Source organism: Aurantivibrio plasticivorans, from assembly GCF_055392955.1.
In genome coordinates, this window is sequence record NZ_AP036020.1 from 2,703,554 (window position 1) to 2,726,358 (window position 22,805).

General features: G+C 46.8%; 19 protein-coding genes and 1 riboswitch. Of the genes, 11 read left to right on the forward strand and 8 right to left on the reverse strand.

The genetic code is table 11. The features are described 5' to 3' along the window. Positions 1 to 9: 9 nt before the first annotated feature. From ACZ5NB_RS12135 to ACZ5NB_RS12145, 3 genes are all read right to left on the reverse strand, one after another. Entirely contained in the window at positions 10 to 1,347 is a 1,338-nt protein-coding gene (locus ACZ5NB_RS12135) for a restriction endonuclease subunit S (RefSeq protein ID WP_460233882.1), read from the reverse strand. Continuing rightward, a complete protein-coding gene (locus tag ACZ5NB_RS12140) occupies positions 1,340 to 3,925 on the reverse strand; it encodes a type I restriction-modification system subunit M (RefSeq protein WP_460233883.1) in 2,586 nt (861 codons plus the stop codon). Before ACZ5NB_RS12140 ends, ACZ5NB_RS12135 begins: the two co-directional genes overlap by 8 nt. Positions 3,926 to 4,013: 88 nt before the next feature. Further along, positions 4,014 to 4,922: a restriction endonuclease gene (locus tag ACZ5NB_RS12145; protein WP_460233884.1), complete on the reverse strand. Its 909-nt coding sequence runs from the start codon at positions 4,920 to 4,922 to the stop codon at positions 4,014 to 4,016. Positions 4,923 to 5,298: 376 nt separating this feature from the next. Here ACZ5NB_RS12145 and ACZ5NB_RS12150 point away from each other — a divergent pair, with 376 nt between their 5' ends. The 3 genes from ACZ5NB_RS12150 to ACZ5NB_RS12160 are packed head-to-tail and all read left to right on the forward strand — an operon-like array spanning position 5,299 to position 7,104. Then, the gene (locus ACZ5NB_RS12150; RefSeq protein WP_460233885.1) at positions 5,299 to 6,384 is read left to right on the forward strand and encodes a hypothetical protein; all 1,086 of its coding nucleotides are present in this window, start codon (positions 5,299 to 5,301) and stop codon (positions 6,382 to 6,384) included. A gap of 4 nt (positions 6,385 to 6,388) precedes the next feature. Further along, complete coding sequence (locus ACZ5NB_RS12155) at positions 6,389 to 6,751, forward strand: hypothetical protein (protein WP_460233886.1); 363 nt, start codon at positions 6,389 to 6,391, stop codon at positions 6,749 to 6,751. A gap of 5 nt (positions 6,752 to 6,756) precedes the next feature. Further along, positions 6,757 to 7,104 carry a hypothetical protein gene (locus ACZ5NB_RS12160; protein WP_460233887.1) on the forward strand — a complete coding sequence of 116 codons (348 nt, stop codon included), beginning with the start codon at positions 6,757 to 6,759 and terminating at the stop codon, positions 7,102 to 7,104. Between the two features lie 392 nt (positions 7,105 to 7,496). Here ACZ5NB_RS12160 and ACZ5NB_RS12165 read toward each other — a convergent pair whose 3' ends face one another. Then, a complete protein-coding gene (locus ACZ5NB_RS12165) occupies positions 7,497 to 7,952 on the reverse strand; it encodes a CopD family protein (RefSeq protein WP_460233888.1) in 456 nt (151 codons plus the stop codon). A gap of 181 nt (positions 7,953 to 8,133) precedes the next feature. On the opposite strand from ACZ5NB_RS12165, the gene ACZ5NB_RS12170 reads away from it, so the two are divergent. Both ACZ5NB_RS12170 and ACZ5NB_RS12175 read left to right on the forward strand, forming a co-directional pair. Next, entirely contained in the window at positions 8,134 to 9,114 is a 981-nt protein-coding gene (locus tag ACZ5NB_RS12170; RefSeq protein ID WP_460233889.1) for a DnaJ C-terminal domain-containing protein, read from the forward strand. 14 nt (positions 9,115 to 9,128) lie between these two features. Further along, positions 9,129 to 9,434, forward strand: a complete 306-nt coding sequence (locus ACZ5NB_RS12175) for a chaperone modulator CbpM (RefSeq protein ID WP_460233890.1) — start codon at positions 9,129 to 9,131, stop codon at positions 9,432 to 9,434. 746 nt (positions 9,435 to 10,180) lie between these two features. Here the strand turns inward: ACZ5NB_RS12175 and ACZ5NB_RS12180 are convergent. Together ACZ5NB_RS12180 and ACZ5NB_RS12185 are read right to left on the reverse strand one after the other, a co-directional pair. Next, a complete protein-coding gene (locus ACZ5NB_RS12180; RefSeq protein ID WP_460233891.1) occupies positions 10,181 to 11,791 on the reverse strand; it encodes an ABC-F family ATPase in 1,611 nt (536 codons plus the stop codon). A gap of 205 nt (positions 11,792 to 11,996) precedes the next feature. Further along, on the reverse strand, positions 11,997 to 12,863 hold the full coding sequence (locus ACZ5NB_RS12185) for a class I SAM-dependent methyltransferase (protein WP_460233892.1): 867 nt from the start codon (positions 12,861 to 12,863) through the stop codon (positions 11,997 to 11,999). Positions 12,864 to 13,419: 556 nt separating this feature from the next. Between ACZ5NB_RS12185 and ACZ5NB_RS12190 the strand changes: the two genes are divergently transcribed. The 4 genes from ACZ5NB_RS12190 (at position 13,420) to ACZ5NB_RS12205 (ending at position 18,008) form a co-directional block, all read left to right on the forward strand. Continuing rightward, positions 13,420 to 14,790, forward strand: a complete 1,371-nt coding sequence (locus ACZ5NB_RS12190) for a CmpA/NrtA family ABC transporter substrate-binding protein (RefSeq protein ID WP_460234011.1) — start codon at positions 13,420 to 13,422, stop codon at positions 14,788 to 14,790. Between the two features lie 79 nt (positions 14,791 to 14,869). Further along, positions 14,870 to 15,865: an ABC transporter permease gene (locus tag ACZ5NB_RS12195; RefSeq protein WP_460233893.1), complete on the forward strand. Its 996-nt coding sequence runs from the start codon at positions 14,870 to 14,872 to the stop codon at positions 15,863 to 15,865. Between the two features lie 46 nt (positions 15,866 to 15,911). After that, a complete protein-coding gene (locus tag ACZ5NB_RS12200) occupies positions 15,912 to 16,766 on the forward strand; it encodes an ABC transporter ATP-binding protein (RefSeq protein WP_460234012.1) in 855 nt (284 codons plus the stop codon). A 30-nt stretch (positions 16,767 to 16,796) separates the two neighbouring features. Next, positions 16,797 to 18,008, forward strand: a complete 1,212-nt coding sequence (locus tag ACZ5NB_RS12205) for an alginate export family protein (protein WP_460233894.1) — start codon at positions 16,797 to 16,799, stop codon at positions 18,006 to 18,008. A gap of 129 nt (positions 18,009 to 18,137) precedes the next feature. Here ACZ5NB_RS12205 and ACZ5NB_RS12210 read toward each other — a convergent pair whose 3' ends face one another. Both ACZ5NB_RS12210 and ACZ5NB_RS12215 read right to left on the reverse strand, forming a co-directional pair. Beyond that, positions 18,138 to 19,316: a DUF3089 domain-containing protein gene (locus ACZ5NB_RS12210; RefSeq protein WP_460233895.1), complete on the reverse strand. Its 1,179-nt coding sequence runs from the start codon at positions 19,314 to 19,316 to the stop codon at positions 18,138 to 18,140. Between the two features lie 148 nt (positions 19,317 to 19,464). Continuing rightward, complete coding sequence (locus tag ACZ5NB_RS12215; protein WP_460233896.1) at positions 19,465 to 19,887, reverse strand: TM2 domain-containing protein; 423 nt, start codon at positions 19,885 to 19,887, stop codon at positions 19,465 to 19,467. A 122-nt stretch (positions 19,888 to 20,009) separates the two neighbouring features. Here ACZ5NB_RS12215 and xseA point away from each other — a divergent pair, with 122 nt between their 5' ends. Both xseA and thiO read left to right on the forward strand, forming a co-directional pair. Beyond that, complete coding sequence (gene xseA / locus ACZ5NB_RS12220) at positions 20,010 to 21,419, forward strand: exodeoxyribonuclease VII large subunit (RefSeq protein WP_460233897.1); 1,410 nt, start codon at positions 20,010 to 20,012, stop codon at positions 21,417 to 21,419. A 146-nt stretch (positions 21,420 to 21,565) separates the two neighbouring features. Then, positions 21,566 to 21,689: riboswitch (TPP riboswitch) on the forward strand. Continuing rightward, positions 21,678 to 22,802 (forward strand): glycine oxidase ThiO, encoded by a 1,125-nt coding sequence (thiO, locus tag ACZ5NB_RS12225; protein WP_460233898.1) that lies wholly within the window; start codon positions 21,678 to 21,680, stop codon positions 22,800 to 22,802. Its footprint overlaps the riboswitch before it by 12 nt. Positions 22,803 to 22,805: the final 3 nt, after the last annotated feature.

The window sequence follows — 22,805 nt, forward strand, 5'->3', positions numbered from 1 at the left end:
CTTACCCATTTAGTTAACTTTTACCTTTCCTGTTAAAAGGTCTTGCATTAACCCATTTTTAATAGATCGGTATTTTGAATTCTCTCGCTCCTGCATATTAATGAGTGCAGTAATACTGTCTAATCGGTTTGCTACGATTCTTTGCTCATCTATCTTAGGTAACGGAATCGGTACTTTCTTTATGAAATCAACTCCAAGAGTCGGAACTCCCAAATTTGTGTTCATAGTATTTTCTATGAAGTGGAGAAATCTGTATGATCTTGATATCCATACCAACCAATGTTCATCAATTCGTTTTGATGCTGATTTTATTACAACTACAGTGTGACTAAATGCCTTTGATTCATGCCCATATCGGCGAGCCAGGCCAATTCGTCCTTTACGAGCAAAAACCACATCTGTCTCTGCAAATCTGCATCGCTGATGCTGTTCTATAAAGGTTTCTAATGGAACAAACTTAGGATTTTTAAATAGGTAGTCATTCTCGCCATAAAAGTTTTCAGTTGAACAAAGAGGAATCCCGTCATTCGAAGCATCGGGATACCTGTGGCTAGGGTTAGGATCTATAACATCTACTACCTCCCCAAAATCAACAACCTCCCACCCCTTCGGTACCCAGCCCAATTCAGTTTCTTTGTAAAGTTCTGGGGCTTGTTCGACGGGGGAACGGAGTTGGCCGTAGCTAGGGTTGGTTTCGGGTGTGCCGGTGAGGTCGATGCCGCGGGTGAAGAGGTCAGCCATCATGCCCTGTTTGATAGCGGTGTATTTGTCGATTAGAGCTTGTGTTTTTTCGATTAGGTTATCGACAGTGGTTAGGATTTTGGCGATTTTTTGTTGTTCTTGAATACTATTTGGAAGTAACAATCGGATAGATCGAAAGTTATCTTTGTTAATAGCCGCCAAAGTTGTAGATGATATATTCTTATATAGCTCTGCAATATAGAATTCACTTAATAAAAACTGAAATAGAAAGCCTTCATCATATTCACTTTTAAATTTAACAAGATATGTATTCGGCGCTAGAGTCATCCTTCCACAATAGACAGGAACTCTATAAACTTTTCCGACACTTCCGACATTTGCGAGGACTATTTCCCCCCCAAACAAAGCCGTTTTTCTCTGAAACTCATAACCTTTTTTATCAGTAAACCGTTGAGGTGAAAAATCAGACTTCTCTAAATCTGTCGTCCTTACTAGCGCAGCGTAATTATCTTCTGAGTAATAAGTGACATTGGTTTTCAGGGCTTCGAAACTTCCGTTGGCCGTATAGTCCGTTAAAACTTCTATAAGATTGCCTAGCGTGACCTCATCCCAGCCTTTTATAGAAATGGGGTAAAGTTTACTCATACCCCAACTCCTTCATAAACTCAGCCAGCAACTCCGCTTCTCTATCTCGCTCTGCCACAACCTCTTTAACTGTCACCGCATACTTGTTGTGCAGATTCTCGACCGCATTAACTAGGCTACTTGTAATTGCCCTTACGTAGGTCGCGTATTCTGCTTCCAACTCCTGTTTAAAACCTGCCTCGATCAGAGCCTTGGCATCGGTATCGCTTATACTTTCACGGGCTTTTGCAATACTTGCTTCACTCTTTTTCTCGCCCGCTTTTAGACCCGCTTTGAGTTCCTTGAGTTCTGCTTCTAGCTTGACGTGATTACTCAACTTTTCATCGATAGCTCTAATTTGCGCTGTTATGTTTTCAATGTCTTGCTCCAGCAAAGTTGCTCGTGCCGAATCTTCTTCTTTGGCAAACTTTAGTTGCTTTTTTAGATCCTTCAATTGACCATTGAATTCTTTTTTATCTGCTTTCAGTTGCTTAACCTGAGCTTTTGGTAGCACGCCGCTTGAATCTTCTTCACTGCTTTCACTGTCAGCATTTTCGTCGTCTTCTTCGCTACTGTCTGAGGCATTAAATAGCGCTTCCAGGTCGTTGATTCTTGCTTGATCCTTTTTAATGCCTTCGAGCATTTCCGGGAATTGTGATTGCAGGATTTCATCCTCAGGAATGAGCTCGGCATTCCAGCCGCTGTTGGCAATGGATTTAAGGTCTGCCTCTTGCTTTTTGATGTTGTTGGCCATGACGCCGCGAATTTGATATAGCGATAGGAGCTGTTCGGGTAGTAGTGCTTCGACAATGCTATCTAACGCATCGCGACGCAATGCAAATACGCCTTTGGAGCCCGCCAGCTCATCACCCAGCGCATAAAACTCTGGTGCAAACGTAGTTTGCCACCAGGTATTAAGTTGATTAAAGAATGCTTGGTGTTTTTCTAACAACTGTGGATGGTTTTCGATTAAGGGCTTAATGGCTGATTTATCGGTAATGGTTGCGCTGAAGTCGGCATAGTGTTGCGAATGCTCAGCAGTTGCTTGCCGTGGGGTAAATAGTGCTTCTTTGAGGCCTGGGTAATTACTCCAATGTGCGTTTAGAGCTTCGATTTCAGCGAGAGGCACGCCCCCGTTTAAATGGGCGCGGACATCGTGCGGCTCTGGTGGCGGGCTATTGTCGACATAGCGGCGGATGTTGAGGTTGAACTCTTCGGCGACCAGCTCTGCTTTCGACACGATGCGTGCGTATTTTTCTACCTCGGCATCGTCGTTACCGGCAAATGCTTCCCTTGAGAGGAAGTGATAGACGTGGGTAATTTTTTCGATATCTTCGGGGCGGAGACTATTTTGGTTTTTGCCTTCTTTGTATTCGCGGTCGGCATTGATAAAAATAACGTGTTTGCGATCTGCCGCGTGATTTTTATTGATGACTAATACACAGGCGGGAATGCCGGTACCATAAAACAGACCTTGCGGTAGACCAATCACAGCTTCGAGAATGCCTTGCTCAATCATTTTTTGTCGGCAGGCGCGCTCTTCGCCGCTGCGAAATAATACGCCGTGGGGCATAACGACGGCCATACGGCCATTTTGTTTAAGGCTTGCGACCATGTGTTGCACAAACATGAGGTCTGCTTTTTTACCGCTTTCTGGCATCCAGGTATGAAAGCGGCTTTTATCGGTCATGTCGCTTTTATCGTAGTTTTGCGAGAACGGTGGGTTGGCAATGACGCGGTCGAAGGTGCGTAGTTCACCGTTTTCGGTGTGGTGTTGCGGTTTGGCGAGCGTATCGTCGTTTTGAATATCGGCACCGCCTGCGCCATGCAAAATCATGTTCATTTTGCAGATAGACCAGGTGCCGTCGTTACTCTCTTGCCCAAACAGTGCAACGTTGCGAGCGTTACCACCGATTTCTTCGACGTATTGTTTGCTTTGAATCAACATACCGCCGGAGCCACAAGTGGGGTCGTAGATTTCGTGGCCTTCAGCGGGTTCGATCAATTCCACCAATAAGCGCACCACTTCGGCTGGCGTATAGAATTCGCCACCTTTTTTACCGGCGCTATCCGCGAAGTATTTGATGAGGTATTCGTATGCAGCACCGAGCAGATCGGGAAATTCAAAATGATCGTTTGCCAGTGGAATGGTGTTGAAGTGCTGGATAAAAGACACCAGCACTTGATCCGACATTGGCTTTTGCCCGACCTTGCGGTTGAAGTTGATGTGCTTGAGCACATCTTGCAGGCCTTTGTCGGTGTTGTTGTCTTCTAGCGCTGCAAGGGCTTTATTCAGCTCGGTGCCGACGTTTTCCTTAATGTGTTTAATTTTGCTCCAGCGGGCGCTTTCGGGCACAAAGTAGTCGTACTGACGCTTACTGTTGAGCAGGGTTTCTATGGCTTTGGCGTCATGCCCTTCCCTTTCGAGCTTTTTCCGTTTTGCCGCTTGATCGGCTTCGAATTGATCGGACATGCGTTTTAGGAACAGCATGCCGAAGATGTATTCTTTGTATTCGGATGCATCCATCTTGCCGCGCAGAATATCGCAGGCTTTGAAGAGGAGCGATTCGAGTTTAGCTAGGGTTAGTTTTTCGTTCATTTAGTGCTTCTGTTGGTTACTGCTATTCGGTTATTGGCAATGCTATTGCGATGGGCAGAGGATCTTCAACAAAATTGGGCGATTATTTTTAGTCTTGTATGAAATAGTCGGTGTCGATGCTTCTGATGTTGTACGTCTTTGTAATATTTACACCGATATCGTTATCAATCATTAACTTGGCTAGCTGCTGGCCGTCGATTAAGACAATGCTGATATTTAGTCCGGTTGCTGCTTCTCTTGCTCCTTCGGAGAAATCACTGGTGGTAATAAATACCCCTTTGCGAGCTCCTTGACGCGTAAGTGCACCGATGAATTTATCGATTTCTGGGCGGTGTACTGTATTTTCCCACCGTTTAGCTTGTAGGTAGATGGTGTCTAGACCCAGTTTATCTTCGTTAATTACGCCATCTATTCCGTTGTCATTGGTTTGTTGAGTCGCCCGCCCTGATTCTGCATTTGCCCCTCCGTATCCCATAGCTAACATGAGATCGACAACTAGGTCCTCGAAAAAACCGGGGGTATTGGATTTGATGGAATCTAGTATTTGTGAAGCCAAGGCGTTCTTAATAGTTTGGTAGGCCTGGCCAATTTGCTCGTCTGGGGTTAATGGTTCGCTTTCATCTGAAGCTTCATCTGATTGAGATTTCTTCTTGCCGGAGTTCACAAACTCTAAATATTCTGGAAAGGTTTTGAGGTAATCACCGTTTATTTGTTCGGGACAATCAATTAGCGCTTGCCGCCCTCTATCAGTAATTTGGCAATGAGCTCTTTTAGGTAGAGTGATAAGTTTAGCTTTATGCAAGTAGGTTCGGCTCCAACCTACACGGCTACGAAGCAACGTCGTTTGGCCACTTGGTATTTTTATCGCTAGATCTTCAGGAGTTAAGTTGAAGTATACAGCCATAGCCTCCCGCATGTGCTGCATGCTCTTGGTCTCCCCATCTTCAAGCTCTGCAAGGAATGGTCTTAAAATCTGCCGATAGTTTGGCACTGGCATCTAGCTCTACTCCCCAAAATACTTATCTGGCGCCAAATTCAACACCAAAGCTACTGCTCACATAAACCCCACAGCTTACCGGGCGAAGTGTGATGGAGCTAGCATTTTGATCTGGGATTAGGGCCTTTTAACGTTTCTAAGTAATTGTTTTTCTGGTTAATTTTTGATCAGTCAAATTCCCCCTTACAAACCTCTACTCGCTGATCTCACCAACATAACAGTTCCCCCTGTCCTTCCGCTCAAATTTCCACCACCCAGTTCATGCTATTTTCTGAGTCAGAGTTATTTGTGACGCAGTACTTTCCTTTGCTATTGCCGCCTTACAATCTCCAGGTAGAATTGCCGGATTGGAAACTAACATTGATAAGGAATTCAGATGCCTGAATACGCTGCACCTACCACTTTTAGGGTTAAACTTGCCGACCAAAAATCATCTCCGGCGCAAAAGCTCATAACCCCTCCATCAAAACCGCTGAATATCTCAACAAATTTCGCGCAATACCAACCTGTTAATTTACATTCAACGTATCAAGAATACCGCGGTCTCATGTGGGGGAATATTAAGTTATTTTCGGGGCAGCTGTTCAACCTTGAGGTAGGGCAAGTAATCGTCATCGAGGCTAGCGCGAAGCGAGTCATTTTCCATAAAATCCAGGGTTCTCCTGGTTTTCCTTCAGGTGTCTATCTGCAAGCCCCAAGCAGCTTCATCACCGAAGTAACGCTAGGCGATTGGGCCGCGAAATCAGCTCAAAGAACCGCTGCCGCTGCGCAGCTTGCAGAGTGGGAAGTACACTTTATTGTAGGTTTTATTGGTGCATCTAGTTGGGCAGGATTTGCGCTAGTCTTTGGAAGTGACATTGTTGTTCAAACGATGGGTGAACGAAAAAGAAATAGTGATTACAAGGCTGGCTTGAAGGATATCTTCGCCGCTGATTCTGAACTATACAAATACTCCCCTACTCTTAGAAAAAAGATCTACCAAACAATATTTTCACACGCAGCGTCAGAGCCGGGTCAATTGGCCGCGGACTTCGGCGAAAATTACCTCGTCGAGGCGCTCAAAGATGAAAAAGTCACAGGTAGAGCGGCAGGTGCAATTGCTGCCAAATTTTTGGTAAATCCAAAAAACAAGAAGCTAACCGCCTTTTTCATTCTGAGCACTGTTCTCATGCAGGTCGCAACCAAATCAGCCACTAAGGCTATACCAGCAGCTTCTGGCGCGCTAAAGGATAAATTCAAAGCGCTTGTACCTAATATTGAAAATATTGACCCCAACAACCCACAGCAAATGGCGCTTGTGGTAAATGAATTAACTGCTCGGTTTAAAGAGCTAGGCGTTGAGGTACAACCTCAAGAAGCCGCAGTGATTATTTCCGAGATAAAAACACATCCAACTGAAATATTTAACGCTCTTGCTAAAATGCAAGATGGATTCGGCACAATTGCCAATGCAGGAGGGTAATATTTTGAGAAAATTTCTATTTGGAATACTGATATTAGCAGTTCATATTAACGTATTTGCAGACCAAAATACTTTAGAACAACAAGCTACTTCCTACTGCGAGGTATTTTCCCCATCAAATTGGGAAAAAATGAGGCAGGAAGGCCTAGCATTCGATGAGATGCAAAGAAAGTTCACTAACCAACTGAGTAATGCGGTTAGTGACGAAAGCCTTTATGAGGCCATACACAGCACCACTAAGGTCGGCGTTGATGTTGACACCATGTATTCGACCTTGGTGGAAAATATTTCTGCGGTAATTGGCAGCCCTTTTTTATGCCCTGACTTGAAAGTATATTACGAAGAGCTGGCAAAGTATTCTAAATAGTAGGTATGACTTCATTCGCTAAAAATATTTTATTTTATCTATTAATCGTTAGTTTTGTTTTATCAGGTCTGTTACTGGCGACCGGGCTTCAATTCTCAGCAGTATTCGAAGCAGCAACGGAAGCATACCTTGGTGAGCAGAGCCCTATTCTTGGTTCGAAGTTTTTAGATTTTCTCTTTACACCTGCATCAAGCTCTATTGCTGCACTTGCTACCGCTGGCTGTGCAGTTTTTTCTTTCTATTCCAATAAGAGACGAAACTGGGCTATTGGCTTATTCTTAGCAAGCCTCATTGTTCTAGGCTTATTGGCCTATATCGCTTACCTCTATTTAGTGACAACAAAACTCATTTGAGATTTTTTAGCGGCATTTTACCCCCCTTACAAACCGCCGCGCGGAGGATTAATTTCTAAGGCATTTTTACAGGACGTAAAAATGGACTCACCACATCCTGTGGTTCGGTCTTCGACCAGCTTGAAACACAGCTGCCCAAATTTGATCCAATCAAATTTGTAGCGATGATGAGACATGACGTCGATTCAGAACGACCTAGGGAAAATTAATCTGAAGTGAGGGAAGCCGAAGGCCGGTTTGTGAGGCGCCATGGATTCGCTACATCCGTGTAGCTCAGTCTTCGACCAGCACAAAACGCGGCTGCCCAAATCTTGTTCCTGACAGATTTGTCTTTTTGGTTCTGTTTTTCTTGGGCGAGCAAGAAAAATGAACTTGCTAGCAGTCAAGACTGCTTAAAAAAACCTCCCTCCCCCAGCGACTGCCACCACAACCAACCCCAACACCAAATTCACCGCAATTAAAATACGAATTTTCCCCAGTTGCTTGCCACCTTCTGGCCAGTTCTCTTCGGCGACGGCTTTGCTTAGCCGTTTGTAGTGTGCAAAAAACACATGACCGTAGATGGCCATCATGAATAAACCAAGCAGCATCATGATATGGACGTACGGCCGCGTGTTTGCCATGCCGCCGTAAAAGCCGAATATCATCCAGAAGCCGGTGGCTAGCAGTACGACGACGGCAATGGTTACCCAGAAAAAGAATTTACTGAATACCTTGCTCCATAACTGGAGGCGTATGGGTGGCTCTAACAGTTCGGCAGCGACTGGGCGCAGTGCCATATACGCGAAGAACATGCCGCCCACCCAGACGACGGCGCTTAGTAAGTGGAGAGTGAGAGCTATAGGCATGTAGCCTCCTGGTAGTGGCTAGTCTTTGACGTTCACGATAGTTAAACGCAGTGTCCCATTCTTTTCTATTGATTTGAATCATTCTCTTGATTCTCTCTCGCTAGTCCGCATCTTTAACTTGGAGTAACCTATCTAGCGCGTGGTGAATGCGGCTAGATTCCGACTGATCGTGGGGAAACCTATGGAATTTAAAGACTATTACAAGACCCTTGGTGTTGATGACAATGCGGATACGAAAGCGATCAAGACAGCTTATCGTAAGCTGGCACGTAAGTATCACCCAGACGTGAGCGAAGAACACGACGCTGAGGATAAGTTTAAAGAAGTTACCGAAGCCTACGAGGTACTGGGTGATGCTAAGAAGCGCGCCGAGTATGATGAAATTCGCCAGTACGGTACCCAAGGTGGTGGTTTTCAACCCCCTCCTGGTTGGCAGCCCGGTGGCGGTGCTGGTGGCTTTGACTTTAGCGGCGCTGGTGCTGGCGGCGGCAATTATTACGAAGGTGATTTTTCAGAGTTTTTCGAGAACATTTTTGGCGGCGGCTTTAGGCAGCAAGGGGGCCAGCAAGGGCCCAATCGAAGTCGTTATAGTAGTCGTGGGCGCGATATCGAGTTAGAAATGCCGATATTCTTGGAGGATACTCTTAAGGAAGGCGCGCAGCAGATTTCTTACAAACTTCCGCATTACAGTGTCGACGGCCAGCGCTTGGAGGATGTGAAGAAAACGTTAAACGTGAAAATCCCAACCGGTGTAGCCGATGGTGAAGTGATTCGGCTCAAGGGCCAAGGCGCACAAGGTGTTGGCGACGGGCCCAGTGGTGATTTGTTTTTAAAAATTCGCTTGGTCCCCCACCCACAGTTCGACGTGGAAGGACACAATCTGATTATTACCGTGCCGCTTTTGCCGTGGGAAGCAGCCCTGGGAGCGAAGGTTACTGTACCCACACTTGAAGGGAAAATTCAGTTAACCGTCGCTGCCAATAGCCAGTCGGGTCAGCGTTTACGCATTAAAGGGAAAGGCTTACCCCACAAAACGGGCCGTGGAGATTTGATTGCTGTGTTGAATGTTGTTATGCCGAAAACCACCAGTGATGCCACAAAAGAAGCGTGGGAAGCGCTGGCTAAACACAATACAGAAAACCCACGAGCCGATTGGAATTAAACGCGGAGCTAACCATGACTGATCACATTCATTTAGATATTACGATTCATGAGCTCTGCGATACGGCGGACCTTACTCGAGAGATGCTGATAGATTTGATCGAGCATGGCGTCATTCAGCCACACGGTACTACGCCCGACAATTGGTTGTTCTCGGCACACCACGTCAGCCTCACCCGTCGCGCCGTGCGACTACATCGCGACCTAGATATTGAATGGCAGACGATAGGGTTTGTTTTGCAGTTATTAGAAGAACGCGACCAATTACGAGAGGAAATTGCAATGCTGAAGCAAAGGCTTTCAAGATTTGAAGTTGAATGAGAGTCGGAATGAATCGGCATCCGCCGATGGTGAGTTTATTTGTGTCGGTGTTGACCGAAACAACTTCCTTTTTCTTGCTCACCCAAGTAAAAGGAAGCAAAAAGAAGGGTGCCCCATAAACCGGCCCAGCAAACAAGCTGTGCTTCCTTCATTGCAATAAATTGATTGAGGCCGCTCTGATGATACTTCCTGTACCTTCAGAGCTAGATTGCACGTCCTACGCAATTTACCTGAATAAATTCATTCCCATTCAGCGGTTTCCAAGGGGAAACAAAAGAACAGATTAAAAGGCAACAGAGCCTAATTTCCCTATGAGTTCCACTTGGTTTGCCCTTATTTTCCCTTACAGTAGGCCGAATGCAGCAACAATTATTTAGGTAAATCGTACACGATGTACGATTTGACTCGGTACGTCGTGTACCTCGGCCTTCGACCAACGAAGTTGCCCAAATTTGATCCGTTCAAATTTGTAGCTATGCCGCTACAGGACGTAGCGTCATAGCGACCTTGAATAATTTTTGCGAAGTGAGGGAAGTCGATTGTTTTTAAAATCGACCCAATGTGGGATGTCGTTTTTCTTGCCTACTTCTTTTTGGACAAGCAAAAAGAAGTCGGTTGCCCCAGTCAATCACTGGAAAAACACTCTGAGAAGTGAAAAAAGTGACTTGTTGCGGCCAACCGCCGCAAATTTTTTTGAGCTTAATGCTAAACCCAAAACTTTAACCCACCCTGCCAAACGCTATCAACTAATTTCTCGCACTGGCCGCCGCCATTTCCTGGCTCGACAGATATTCGTCGTAAGTACCTTGGAAATTAATCAGGGTTTTATCTTTAATTTCAATAATATTATTGGCTAGCGATGAGACGAATTCACGATCGTGGGAGACGAAGATGAGTGTGCCTTCGTAATGCTCTAGTGCGAGGTTAAGTGCTTCGATGGATTCCATGTCTAGGTGGTTGGTGGGTTCGTCCATGATGAGTACGTTGGTGTCTTGCATCATGAGCTTGCCGAATAACAATCGGTTTTTCTCCCCACCGGAGCAAACTTTCACTTTTTTCAAAAAGTCATCGGAAGAAAATAATAAACGGCCTAGCGTCGCGCGGACGATTTGATCATCGTGATTGGGTTTGCGCCATTGGCTCATCCATTCAAATAAGGTGAGGTCGACGTTAAAATCTTGGGTACTGTCTTGCGGGCAATAACCGAGGGTTGCGTTTTCTGACCATTTAATAACGCCTTCGTTAATCGCAAGCTGATCCATCAAACAGCGCAATAGAGTTGTTTTACCGGCACCGTTCTCGCCGAGTATTGCTAAGCGTGACCCAGCATCGAGAATCAGGTTGCCTTTGGCAAACAAGCTTTCGCCTTCAAAACCGTGGCCGACGTTTTCGAGAATTAGCGCTTGGCGATGCAGTTTTTTATCTTGCTTAAAACGAATATAGGGCGATTGTCGGCTAGAGGCTTTAATGTCTTCGAGTTTGATTTTTTCGAGTTGTTTGGCTCGCGATGTGGCCTGTTTTGCTTTGGATGCGTTTGCCGAGAAGCGGCTGACAAATTGTTGCAAGTCGGCTATTTGGGCCGATTTTTTCGCGTTCTCGCTGTGCAGCCTTTCTTGGGCTTGTGTCGCAGCGCGCATAAAGTCGTCGTAATTGCCGGGATACACACGAAGCTCGCCGTAGTCGATATCAGCCATGTGCGTACAGACGGCATTTAGGAAGTGGCGGTCATGGGAAATAATCACCATGGTGCTTTTACGTTCGTTGAGTACCGTTTCCAACCAGCGAATGGTGTTGATGTCGAGGTTGTTGGTCGGTTCATCCAACAGCAGAATATCGGGGTCTGAAAACAGCGCTTGGGCTAACAATACACGTAGCTTGCGGCCGGGAGCGATTTCACTCATGGGGCCGAAATGGCAATCTACTTCAATACCGGCACCAATAAGAATTTCCCCAGCGCGGTTTTCTGCGGTGTAGCCATCCATTTCAGCGAACTGGACTTCCAGGTCAGCGACTTTCATGCCGTCTTCTTCGGACATTTCCGGCAATGAATAGATGCGGTCACGCTCTTGCTTCACGGCCCATAATTCGGTGTGGCCCATGATGACGGTATCAATCACGCTGAATTCTTCAAACGCGAATTGGTCCTGGCTCAATTTGCCGATTCGCTCATTGGGCGTGATAGAGACATTGCCTGCCGACGGCGTTAAAGAGCCATCGAGTATTTTCATGAACGTGGATTTACCGCAGCCATTGGCGCCAATTAAGCCGTAGCGGTTGCCTCCGCCAAACTTAACGGAAATATTTTCGAACAGCGGCTTCGCGCCAAATTGCATGGTAATGTTTGCGGTTGTAATCAAGGTGCACCAAATGAGTTAAATCAATAGGGAAGAATAAAGAACAGAACGCTAGACGCGGGGCCGCGTACTATACGGACTCTAGGTCTTGAGGTCGAGCTAACGTGGACATTTACTACAGCCTCTTCGGAGTGAGATTTACCGAGCGAGTATCAGATGCAACTAGGGCTAATAGGTTTCAAAACGCTTTACTATCCCCTACCAAACACTACCCCCTCTCAAACACCATCACTTTCAAACTCCCCTCTTCCGATACATCTGGAAAATCCGGGCTGTTGGCTAACCTTTCCACAAATCGCCAATTCGGTGCGGCCTCAGCAACGATGTCGAGAAGAAATTGTGGCCCCAAGTGAGGAGCATTGAGGCAGAGTAAAGCCTTTGCGCCTGGCGCACTCAACTCATCTAATCGTCTTACTACCTTTATATAGTCTCGTTCTGCCTTGAAACTGCCTTTTTGGTTGCTCGGCGGGTCGACGACGATCAGATCATAGGGGCCTGCCTTACGGATCCGGCCCCACGATTTAAGAATATCCAGCGCTTGGTAGCGAATATCTGCCGACGCCAGGTTATTCACGCGATGGTTCTCCCGACCGATGGATAACGCACGACTACTCATATCGACGTTCAAGACGCTTTGGGCTCCTGCGGCGGCCGCCACAACAGAAAACGCACAGGTGTATGAGAAGAGGTTCAGTACCCGCTCCCCTTCGGCGCGGGACTCGAGCCATTGCCGCCCTGGCTCCATATCCAAGAAAAACCCGACGTTTTGCTGTTCAAAGTTCAACCCGTAAAGCTGTTCCCCTCGGATAGCGAAGCCACTGGTGGGTTTCTCTCCCCATATGCAGGCAATCGGGCTACCTTTTATGTGCCTGCGCTGCACGAGTATCGATGTGAAGCCGGACCTCTGCGCCTCTCCTACGATGGCATCCATTAGTGTTTGATCAAATCCCGTAGGCGTATCGTCAAACAGCGTAACCAATATTAGGGGGTGAAAGTTGTCGATCACCAAGCCCTCCCAACCGGGGTAGCAGCCACCGCGGCCATGGAAAATTCGGCGGCTCGGCACTTGACTCATCAGCCCGTCCAGGCTGGCGAAGTATCGCAAGCAGCATTGAATGGGGGGCGATTCGCTGGAGAGAGGGCTAAGCATGAAGGACTCAAAAGGTCGCCAGCATACCACGGATAGTCTGAAGTCGCTTGAGGAGCGCTTCATTGCTCCACGCTCCCTTACCGCCTAAATTCACCCAGATATGCACTGCATATGAGCGTAATGCACCGCAATCGAACCAAAAATATTTCTCCTGCCACATCTTGGACGCCACAATAATCGTTTTTGCTAAATCGCCGCTGCACCAAATTTTTACACACCCCCTTTTTGCACTCTTTGGGGACAGATAAACGACCAATAAACCATCGTTATTGGTGCGATCAAATCATTTTTGCACCAGATAAAAACAAAAAGTAGAGAAATGGCGGGGTTGATATTTTTTTTCTTCAGTTGGCACACCGGTTGCTATTAACCCTGCAAGTTATCGCGACTTGCTCTGTTAATTCCGAACCAATTATTGGGGGAACCAATGAAGAAACAATCAACACTTAGTCGAATTCGAAAAACGGCTATCTCTACTGCAATGGCAACAGCCGCTGTTTTTGGATTCGCAACTTCATCCGCAGCGGAAGAATTGGGTTATCCAGAAAAGGAAGAGCTCAAGTTCGGTTTTATTAAATTGACCGATATGGCACCTATTGCCATTGCCTATGAAAACGGTTACTTCGAAGACGAAGGCCTTTATGTAACGATCGAAGCACAAGCCAACTGGAAGGTTCTATTAAACGGTGTCATCGACGGCACACTGGACGGTGCACATATGCTTGCCGGTCAACCTATCGCCGCAACGATCGGTTTCGGGACAGAAGCACACATTATCACCCCTTTCTCTATGGACCTGAACGGCAACGGCATCACGGTTTCAAATGAAGTGTGGGAGCAAATGAAAGCTCACATCCCTAAACAACCCGACGGCAAGCCTGTTCACCCAATTAAAGCTGATTACTTAAAGCCTGTTGTTGAAAAATACAAGGCTGAAGGTAAGCCTTTCAACATGGGTATGGTATTCCCGGTTTCAACGCATAACTATGAGTTGCGTTACTGGTTAGCGGCTGGCGGTATTCACCCCGGTTACTACGCACCACACAAAGGTGATACGTCTGGTTTGATCGATGCAGAAGCGCTTCTTTCGGTTACTCCTCCACCACAAATGCCAGCAACGTTAGAAGCAGGTACGATTTACGGTTACTGCGTAGGTGAGCCATGGAACCAACAAGCAGTATTTAAAGGTATCGGTGTTCCAGTGATTACTGACTACGAAATCTGGAAAAACAACCCAGAGAAAGTATTCGGTATTACGGCTGAATTCGCTGAAAAATATCCAAATACTACTATCCGCTTAACGCGTGCATTAATTCGTGCTGCTAAATGGCTGGATGACAACAACAACGCTAACCGCCCTGCGGCTGTGAAATTCCTTTCACAACCTAACTATGTTGGTGCTGACTACGATGTTATCGCAAACAGCATGACCGGTACTTTCGAGTACGAGAAAGGCGACAAGCGTGAAGTCCCCGACTTCAACGTGTTCTTCCGCTACAACGCAACTTACCCCTTCTACTCGGATGCCATTTGGTACCTCACTCAAATGCGTCGCTGGGGCCAAATCTCTGAAGACAAGTCAGATGCTTGGTACAAAGAGACTGCGAAGAAAATTTATCGCCCAGATATCTATGAAGTTGCTGCTAAATCTTTAATCAAAGGTGATTCAGATGAGCTTGGCTACGACCTAGACCTAACGTTTAGCGCTGACGAGTTCCCTAACTTTGCAACCGAAGACGGATTCAAAGCACCACAAACTGAATTCATCGATGGCATCACTTACGACGGTACCAAGCCAAACGCTTACATCAACTCAATGAAAATTGGTTTGAAAGAAGGCGACAAGCTTTAATCCATAGTCAAAGGAAGACAATTCGTAGAATTGTCTTCCACTCATATTGTAAAAACGTTTGTAAAATTTGGAGTATCACATGAGTCAATCTGCAACAGCGGCTAAATCGGAGTCGGTTATTGCGGAATCTGTGACTAACTTTCTGGGGACGGCAATCGGCCCCCTCAAAGCAATCACTCTTCCTATTATCGGTATTTCTCTGTTTTTATTGCTTTGGGCTGCGGTGGCTCAAAACATTGACACATCACTTGGTAAGTTCCCAGGGCCTGCTGCAGTGTCAGAACAATTTGGCTCACTGTACGATGAACACGTTGCAGAACGAGAAAAAGCAGACAAGTTCTACGAACGCCAAGAGAAACGCAACGCAGCGCGTGCAGCAAAAGATCCCAGCTATGAACCAAGGATTCGAGACTACACAGGTAAAGAAACCTTTCTCGACCAAATCATTACCAGCTTAGTGACGGTTATGAGCGGCTTTATACTGGCTGCCATTTTAGGTATTCCGCTAGGCATCGTTGTTGGTTTAAGCAAAACCATCAATAGCGCGATCAATCCAATCATCCAAACATTCAAACCAGTTTCTCCTTTAGCGTGGTTACCTCTGGTCACCATGGTAGTGAGCGCGCTTTATACGTCGGCGGACCCAATTGTTGCGAAATCATTTATTAACTCAATGATTACCGTAACTCTATGTTGCTTGTGGCCAATGGTTATCAACACGTCGGTGGGCGTCGCTGGCATTGATTCAGACCTGGTTAACGTTAGCCGAGTACTTCGCCTTCCAGCGCTAAAGCATGTCCAAAAAATTGTACTCCCTGCATCTGTACCCATGATTTTCACCGGTATGCGCTTATCACTAGGTATCGCATGGATGGTATTAATCGCGGCAGAAATGCTCGCACAAAACCCAGGCCTCGGAAAATTCGTCTGGGATGAGTTCCAAAATGGTAGCTCCGATTCTTTAGCAAGAATTATGGCTGCCGTTATCGTCATCGGCCTTATTGGTTTCTTGCTCGATAGAGGTATGTTGTTGCTACAACGATTTTTCTCCTGGGATAAATCGACAGCAAACTAATCAACTCACGAAATAAACCAATACGTATTTAGACCGGAGAAGAATGATGAGCGAAGCAAAATTAAATATTAGTCAAGTTGATATGGTATTCCCTACCCCTAAAGGCGAATTTACAGCCTTAAAGGAAGTGGATCTAAAAATTTCTGAGGGTGAATTCGTTTCACTGATTGGACACTCAGGCTGTGGTAAATCGACCGTTTTGAATATTGTCGCTGGACTGTACCAGGCGTCACGTGGCGGCGTTATCCTCAACGGTAAAGAGGTAACTGAACCGGGTCCAGAAAGAGCCGTCGTTTTCCAAAACCACTCGCTATTACCTTGGTTAAGTGCCTATGAAAACGTTGAGCTAGCGGTTAAGCAGGTATTTGGGAAATCTAAATCAAAAGCTGAAATTAAAGAGTGGGTTGAACATAACTTAAAACTGGTTCATATGGATCATGCTATGCACAAGCGACCTGATGAAATATCAGGTGGTATGAAACAACGTGTTGGCATCGCCCGCGCTCTATCAATGCAACCAGAAATTTTATTAATGGACGAACCATTTGGGGCACTGGACGCGTTAACTCGGGCACATATGCAAGATTCATTGATGGAAATACAAGCAGAGCTCAACAACACCGTCATCATGATTACGCATGATGTTGACGAGGCTGTCTTGCTATCTGATCGTATTGTCATGATGACGAACGGCCCTGCCGCTACCATCGGCGAGATCTTGGATATTGAATTAGAGCGTCCTCGTGATCGACTAGAGTTAGCTCAAGATCCAACCTACAACCATTACCGTTCTTGCGTGCTTAAGTTTTTGTACGAAAAACAACGCAAAGTCGAAAACATTTCCACTAAATCTTCACAATCAAGTCAGTCAAAACCTGTGCAGGCGAACAACGCTGCATAATTATTTTGAACCATTAGGAGTAATCCAACTATGAAAGCGAAAACACTCACCACTTGGGGAAGCCCTTTGTTAATCGCAGCAGGGCTTGTTGCGCAACCAGTCATGGCCGATTCTTTAATTGATGCGCTAAAGGCTGGCACGACAACAGGTGACATCCGTTTACGTTACGAAACCGTAGAACAAGACAACCCAACGGATGATGCAGATGCATTAACTGTTCGCACTCGCCTGACCTACAAGAGTGGTTCGCTAGGTGGATTCTCAGGCCTATTAGAAATGGAAGATTCTCGCTCGGTTGCGGCCATTGATGATTACACCGTCGGACCAACCGGTTTTAAACCAGGCCAATACTCTGTCATTGCAGACCCACAAACGACTGAGCTTGACCAAGCGTTTATTCAATACAAGAACGATATCGTTGCAGTTAAAGGCGGTCGCCAAGTTATCGCCTTAGATGGTCAGCGCCATGTGGGCCACGTTGGCTGGAGACAAGATCGCCAGACATTCGATGGTTTAACTGTTGACATTACCCCTATCGACGACCTGTCCATCAAAGCTGGATACATCACACAACGAAATCGTATTTTTGCTGAAGCGGCTGATGTTGACGCAAAAGATATTTTGCTCAATGTTTCTTACAAAACGCCAATCGGTAAAGTCGTTGTTTACAACTACATGCTTGAAGTCGATAACGATACTGATAATGCGCTTGACACTTTGGGTGTAAGTTTTGACGGCGCTGTCGGTGGAGATATCAAATTCTTGTACTCTTTAGAATTAGCCACTCAAGATTCTGAAGCCGCTGTAGACTATGAAGCGGACTACAGCAAAATTGAGTTTGGCGCAAAGATCATGCCCGTCACAGTGAAACTAGGCCAAGAGACCTTGGGTAGTGACGATGGTATGTACGGTTTTTCTACTCCGTTAGCGACTTTGCACAAGTTCAACGGTTGGGCAGACCAATTCTTGGGAACTCCTGCGCAAGGCTTGGTTGATACTTATCTCAGTGTTGGCGGCAAGGCAGGTCCAGTTGCTTTAACCTTAGCTTTGCACGACTACGAAGCAGACGATGCCACACCAGCTATTGACGATCTCGGTGACGAACTCAATGCCAGTGCTGTTTGGGCAATCAACAAAAACTATGTATTAGGCTTTAAGTATGCAGCCTATGATGCAGGTGATGCCGCCGCAGGAAAGGTTGACGCGGACAAAATCTGGGTTTGGTTCAACATGAAGTGGTAATCCTTGATCCCGGATTCTCTCTAATGAAAAAGCGCCGCATGGCGCTTTTTTTTTCGACCATCAAAAACCCTCGCAATAAAAAAGCCCGCCATTGTTGATGGCGGGCTTTTAGGTTTAAATCAACTGAGGCTATTTTTTGTAAGACTCAATTTGTTGATCAACCATCTCCATTAAATCACCCATGACTAAGCTCATATCGATCAAGTGTAAACCCCAGGCTGGGTTTAATTTATTGTCTATACCACTAATGAGGTCACCGGTGATATCGCTCGTGCGAACATCGCCGTCTTCATTTTCAATCGTCAGCTCGAGGTATGAGAAATCACCGCGTTTCACGCATTCGCCAAATAGTTTACCGGGCAAGCTCACAAACGGTGTGGTAATTTCAGTACCTGTTGATGTCCAAGGTTTGTATGGCGCGAAACTTTCAGTGATTTCACCGAAGGTAGAAAGGTAGGCGTGCAACTCGGTTTTGCCACCAGCGGGCGCCGCAGGATTTACACACAGTGCTTCGCGACCATTGCCGCCACGGCCGAACATGCCATTGGCGGGCGGGGGAATTCGATTACGATAACTTTGGATGGCGACAACACATCCAATTTGATCTTGGCTTTCGCAAACGGGAATGTGTTTGAACGCCCCACCCACTTTTTTACCTTCAGGCACTGTAATTGACTGCCCTGCTAATACGGCACTAACCAATTGTTTTTGAATCGGCTTACCATCTATCTCAGCGGCAATTAATCGGTTTAATAAGCCAGCACCTTGGGAGTGACCAATAATGATAAAGCCTCGGCCGTTGTTTTCGTTCTCAAGGTAATGTTGCCAAGCACCAAGCACGTCTTTGTAAGTCAGAGAGCGATCCATGGGAATTGGTTTTCCGCTCATCATGCCACGCAGTCCCGGCACCGTGATCTGCCGATACATGGGCGCAAAAATTCGGCACTGAGCGCGCAAACGAGACACTTGAAGATAGGCAGTGATAATTTCCGCTTTTTCGCCAGGAATTAGGTCGCTGTTTCCAGTCTCATCCATAGAGGTTGTTGGGTAAACGTAGAAACAGTCGATCTCGGGTGACGCATTCTCAGTAAATTTTTCAATGCTCGTCGAACCGTCAGCCGCGATGACGGTAGTGGTTAAGTCTCTATCGCAGGCATCGGCATTGTTTTCTGGGTGACAAAGCCAGTTGTCCACTTTACTGTAATCCGTCGCTTCAGCAGACTGTGCCGACATGGTCGATTGACTCAGAAAAGTGGCGGTTAAGCCCGCCGCAAGTATTGGTGTCCATTGCTTAAGTTGGCGTAGCATAGTGATCCCCCTGAGGTTTTATATTATTTGCAAACATATTGTCGCATTGATTTTTGAGCGGGGCATAGATTAACCCAAGCGGCCCGGCGGCGGGAAATCCAAACATTAATTAACGAGTTTGGCTCAGCTAGAGCGCCTCACTGTCTAATTAATGGGCGCTACAGTAGTTAATGTCATCAATTTGGCTGTTAAGCGTCCACAAGTCCCATAACCAGCCGATACCAAACAGCCCCAGCGTAAAGAAATAGATGATGCCTGTTACCCATTTGCCCATATATAACCGATGAACCCCAAACACCCCAAGAAAAATGAGCAAAAGCCAGGCAATGTTGTAATCCAATTTGCCATCGACAAATCGGCGATCTGCATCATTCGCCATACCGGGTACTAAAAATAAATCGATAATCCACCCTATACCCAGCAACCCAAAGGTAAAAAACCATATCGTCCCGGTTACAGGCTTGCCAAAATAAAAGCGGTGGCACCCCATAAAGCCGAAGATCCAAGCGATATACCCCAATAGAACTGAGTGTGTTTCTCGTTGATACTGTTGCTGCGTAACGCCTGACATGCTCATCTCTCCTTATTTGGGAACGAATTGACGAGAGTATACGGGTATGCCACGTAAGCAACTGTAAAAATTTCCCGCCGCTGCCCTTTCATCTCTGAAAGCACACTCTTAGAATGCAGGCCATGACAAAGCCTTACGCCAATACTTCGCCTTCGACAACTAATAGCAATGACCGCGATGTTCTGAGTGTCACCCAGCTCAATCGCAAAGCGCGCCAGTTGCTGGAAACCCACTTATCTCTGTTGTGGGTGGAAGGTGAAATTTCTAATTTCGCGCGCCCCTCCTCAGGACACTGGTATTTCACGCTTAAAGACCAGAATGCGCAGGTGCGCTGTGCCATGTTCCGCAACCGCAATGGTTTGGTGCGATTTAAACCCGAACAGGGCCAACAAGTTGTGTTGCGGGCGAGAGTCAGCCTTTATGAAGGGCGTGGTGACTACCAATTAATCGTTGAACACATCGAGGAAGCGGGCTTCGGTGTTTTGCAGCGCGCATTTGAGGCGCTGAAAGCCAAGCTCAGCAAAGAAGGTCTATTTGATGAAGAGTATAAACAGCCTCTACCAGACCTGCCCCGACATATCGGCGTCATCACATCACCCACCGGCGCCGCTATACGTGACGTGTTGAGTGTACTGAAACGGCGCTTTCCTGCGATTCCTGTGACTGTGATCCCTGTGCCTGTCCAAGGAGAAGGCGCCGCGCAACTCATTGCCAACGCTATTGCATTAGCCAATCGTGCGGACATGTTCGATGTGTTACTCCTGACTCGCGGCGGCGGGTCCTTAGAAGACCTCTGGCCTTTTAACGAAGAAATTGTCGCTCGCGCGGTTTTCGACAGCTATATCCCCATCGTGAGTGCCGTTGGACATGAAGTAGACGTCACGATTAGTGACTTTGTCGCCGATGCGCGCGCGGCGACTCCATCAGCTGCCGCCGAATTACTGTCTCCTGACCGACTGGAGTTACAGCGAACATTTGTTGGCTATAGCATCGTATTAGGCCAAGCGGCTCAGCGTCAATTTGCTCGCGCGAAGGATAAAATTAGCAGCTTGCGTAAGCGGCTGCGGCATCCGGGTGAGCGTATTCAGTCCCGCGCGCAACATCTCGATAACCTCGAAATGCGTTTGAAAAAAGCGATGCTGTTTCAACAACATCGTGCTCAGTCGCGCTTCGCGGCATTGCATACTCGGCAACGGCATTTAAACCCCACAGCGCGAGTTAGAGAGATGCAAACCTTGCTTAGTCAATTAAACAGGAGAGCACAGCGCCAGATCAGCCATCATGTGGAGAGTGCTCAGCACCGTTTTACGCAACAAGCAGAATTACTTCACCTGGTGAGCCCCCTGAATACGATGCACCGAGGTTACAGCGTATTACGCAACCAGAAAGGTAGCATCGTAAAAGATGCCACAACACTCAAACCAGGGCATCGTGTAGAAGCCAAGCTCGCGAAAGGCGAAGTCTCAATGACCGTCGACGCCGTAAAGCACCACTATGAATCGCTAACGGCACCCTTTGAAGAAAAACCGTAGGCTATTTGCCTCTCAGTGAGCATATTGATGGCAAGTAGGTTCCTGAGTAGACTAGCCGTCTGCTTGTAATATCCAACTGTTGCGGTATTGGGCTTTTGGCCGCGACGCCAGCAACACGGAATCTTTTTAAGCAAACGATTAATTTATTATTCTTGTCGGGGCGCCCTTCATATCGCTAGTCGAGACCAGAAAGGGCTGAGATCGCAACCGAGCGAACCCGTCGCACCTGATCAGGCTAGTACCTGCGTAGGAAACAAGATGACACACGTGTCGATTGACTCAACCTTACCCACTGACTTAGCGTTTTCAAAGCCTATTGCAATTGTCGGCGCAGGTTTGCTTGGCCGTTTACTTGCCTGGCAATTATTGGAGGCGGGCCACAAGGTTACACTGTTCGATCGTGATCGTTTCACCACCTCATCTAGTCAACCGCGTGCTGCCGCGTTCACCGCTGCCGCGATGATTTCACCGCTGAGTGAAGTCGTTGTATCAGAACGATCGATTTACGACGCCGGGATGACATCGCTACTGCTTTGGCCACGATGGATTGAATCCTTGAACGACACAACTAAAAACCCAATTGCTTATCACGCCACGGGTAGTTTAGTTGTAGCGCATCCGGCTGATATCAATGAACTTCAGCAATTTAAACGAGACCTCGGCTTTCACTTAGGCGAGGACGATCACAGCCAATGGCTAGACCACCAGGCTATTGAGCAATGTGAACCTCAGCTCAACCATTTTCAGCAAGGCTTGCTGCTACCTGATGAAGCGTTTCTCGACAATCACCATTTACTCGATGCATTGTTGGATCGCATTCAATCGCTCGGCGGTGAATGCATAGAGAACTGTGCTATCGATGTATCAGGCCCAAATAACACGTCACCCTTTCAGGTGGATAATTTTAGCGTCATTATCGATTGCCGTGGCACAGGCGCTCGCACACACACCACTGATTCCCAAAGCATTCGTGGAGTGCGCGGTGAAGTCATGTGGGTCGAGACTGATGAGATTTCTCTAACCCATGCCGTGCGATTATGCCACCCCCGCTATAAATTGTATGTTGTCCCAAAACCTAATCATCAATTTATTATCGGCGCGACTGAAATTGAGAGTGAAGATACTTCGCCGATCAGCTTGCAATCCACATTAGAACTTTCCAGTGCGCTTTATACGATCCATCCAGCCTTTGCGGAAGCGCGGGTCATAAAAACCGATGTAAACTTGCGCCCGGCTTACCGGGACAACCTGCCTCGCGTTGAGCGAAAAGGTAATATGATCAGCGCCAATGGTCTCTACCGACACGGATATCTACTCGCGCCGGTCATAGTCCAACAGGTATTAAAAGAAATCGCCGAGTTTGCTAATACTAAAGCAGCGTGACAT

Bases quoted from the DNA above. Each gene is read 5' to 3' on its own strand.
- ACZ5NB_RS12135 (WP_460233882.1), bottom strand. From the start codon at position 1,347: ATGAGTAAACTTTACCCCATTTCTATAAAAGGCTGGGATGAGGTCACG.
- ACZ5NB_RS12140 (WP_460233883.1), bottom strand. From the start codon at position 3,925: ATGAACGAAAAACTAACCCTAGCTAAACTCGAATCGCTCCTCTTCAAA.
- ACZ5NB_RS12145 (WP_460233884.1), bottom strand. From the start codon at position 4,922: ATGCCAGTGCCAAACTATCGGCAGATTTTAAGACCATTCCTTGCAGAG.
- ACZ5NB_RS12150 (WP_460233885.1), top strand. From the start codon at position 5,299: ATGCCTGAATACGCTGCACCTACCACTTTTAGGGTTAAACTTGCCGAC.
- ACZ5NB_RS12160 (WP_460233887.1), top strand. From the start codon at position 6,757: ATGACTTCATTCGCTAAAAATATTTTATTTTATCTATTAATCGTTAGT.
- ACZ5NB_RS12165 (WP_460233888.1), bottom strand. From the start codon at position 7,952: ATGCCTATAGCTCTCACTCTCCACTTACTAAGCGCCGTCGTCTGGGTG.
- ACZ5NB_RS12170 (WP_460233889.1), top strand. From the start codon at position 8,134: ATGGAATTTAAAGACTATTACAAGACCCTTGGTGTTGATGACAATGCG.
- ACZ5NB_RS12175 (WP_460233890.1), top strand. From the start codon at position 9,129: ATGACTGATCACATTCATTTAGATATTACGATTCATGAGCTCTGCGAT.
- ACZ5NB_RS12185 (WP_460233892.1), bottom strand. From the start codon at position 12,863: ATGAGTCAAGTGCCGAGCCGCCGAATTTTCCATGGCCGCGGTGGCTGC.
- ACZ5NB_RS12190 (WP_460234011.1), top strand. From the start codon at position 13,420: ATGGCAACAGCCGCTGTTTTTGGATTCGCAACTTCATCCGCAGCGGAA.
- ACZ5NB_RS12195 (WP_460233893.1), top strand. From the start codon at position 14,870: ATGAGTCAATCTGCAACAGCGGCTAAATCGGAGTCGGTTATTGCGGAA.
- ACZ5NB_RS12200 (WP_460234012.1), top strand. From the start codon at position 15,912: ATGAGCGAAGCAAAATTAAATATTAGTCAAGTTGATATGGTATTCCCT.
- ACZ5NB_RS12205 (WP_460233894.1), top strand. From the start codon at position 16,797: ATGAAAGCGAAAACACTCACCACTTGGGGAAGCCCTTTGTTAATCGCA.
- ACZ5NB_RS12210 (WP_460233895.1), bottom strand. From the start codon at position 19,316: ATGCTACGCCAACTTAAGCAATGGACACCAATACTTGCGGCGGGCTTA.
- ACZ5NB_RS12215 (WP_460233896.1), bottom strand. From the start codon at position 19,887: ATGTCAGGCGTTACGCAGCAACAGTATCAACGAGAAACACACTCAGTT.
- xseA (WP_460233897.1), top strand. From the start codon at position 20,010: ATGACAAAGCCTTACGCCAATACTTCGCCTTCGACAACTAATAGCAAT.
- thiO (WP_460233898.1), top strand. From the start codon at position 21,678: ATGACACACGTGTCGATTGACTCAACCTTACCCACTGACTTAGCGTTT.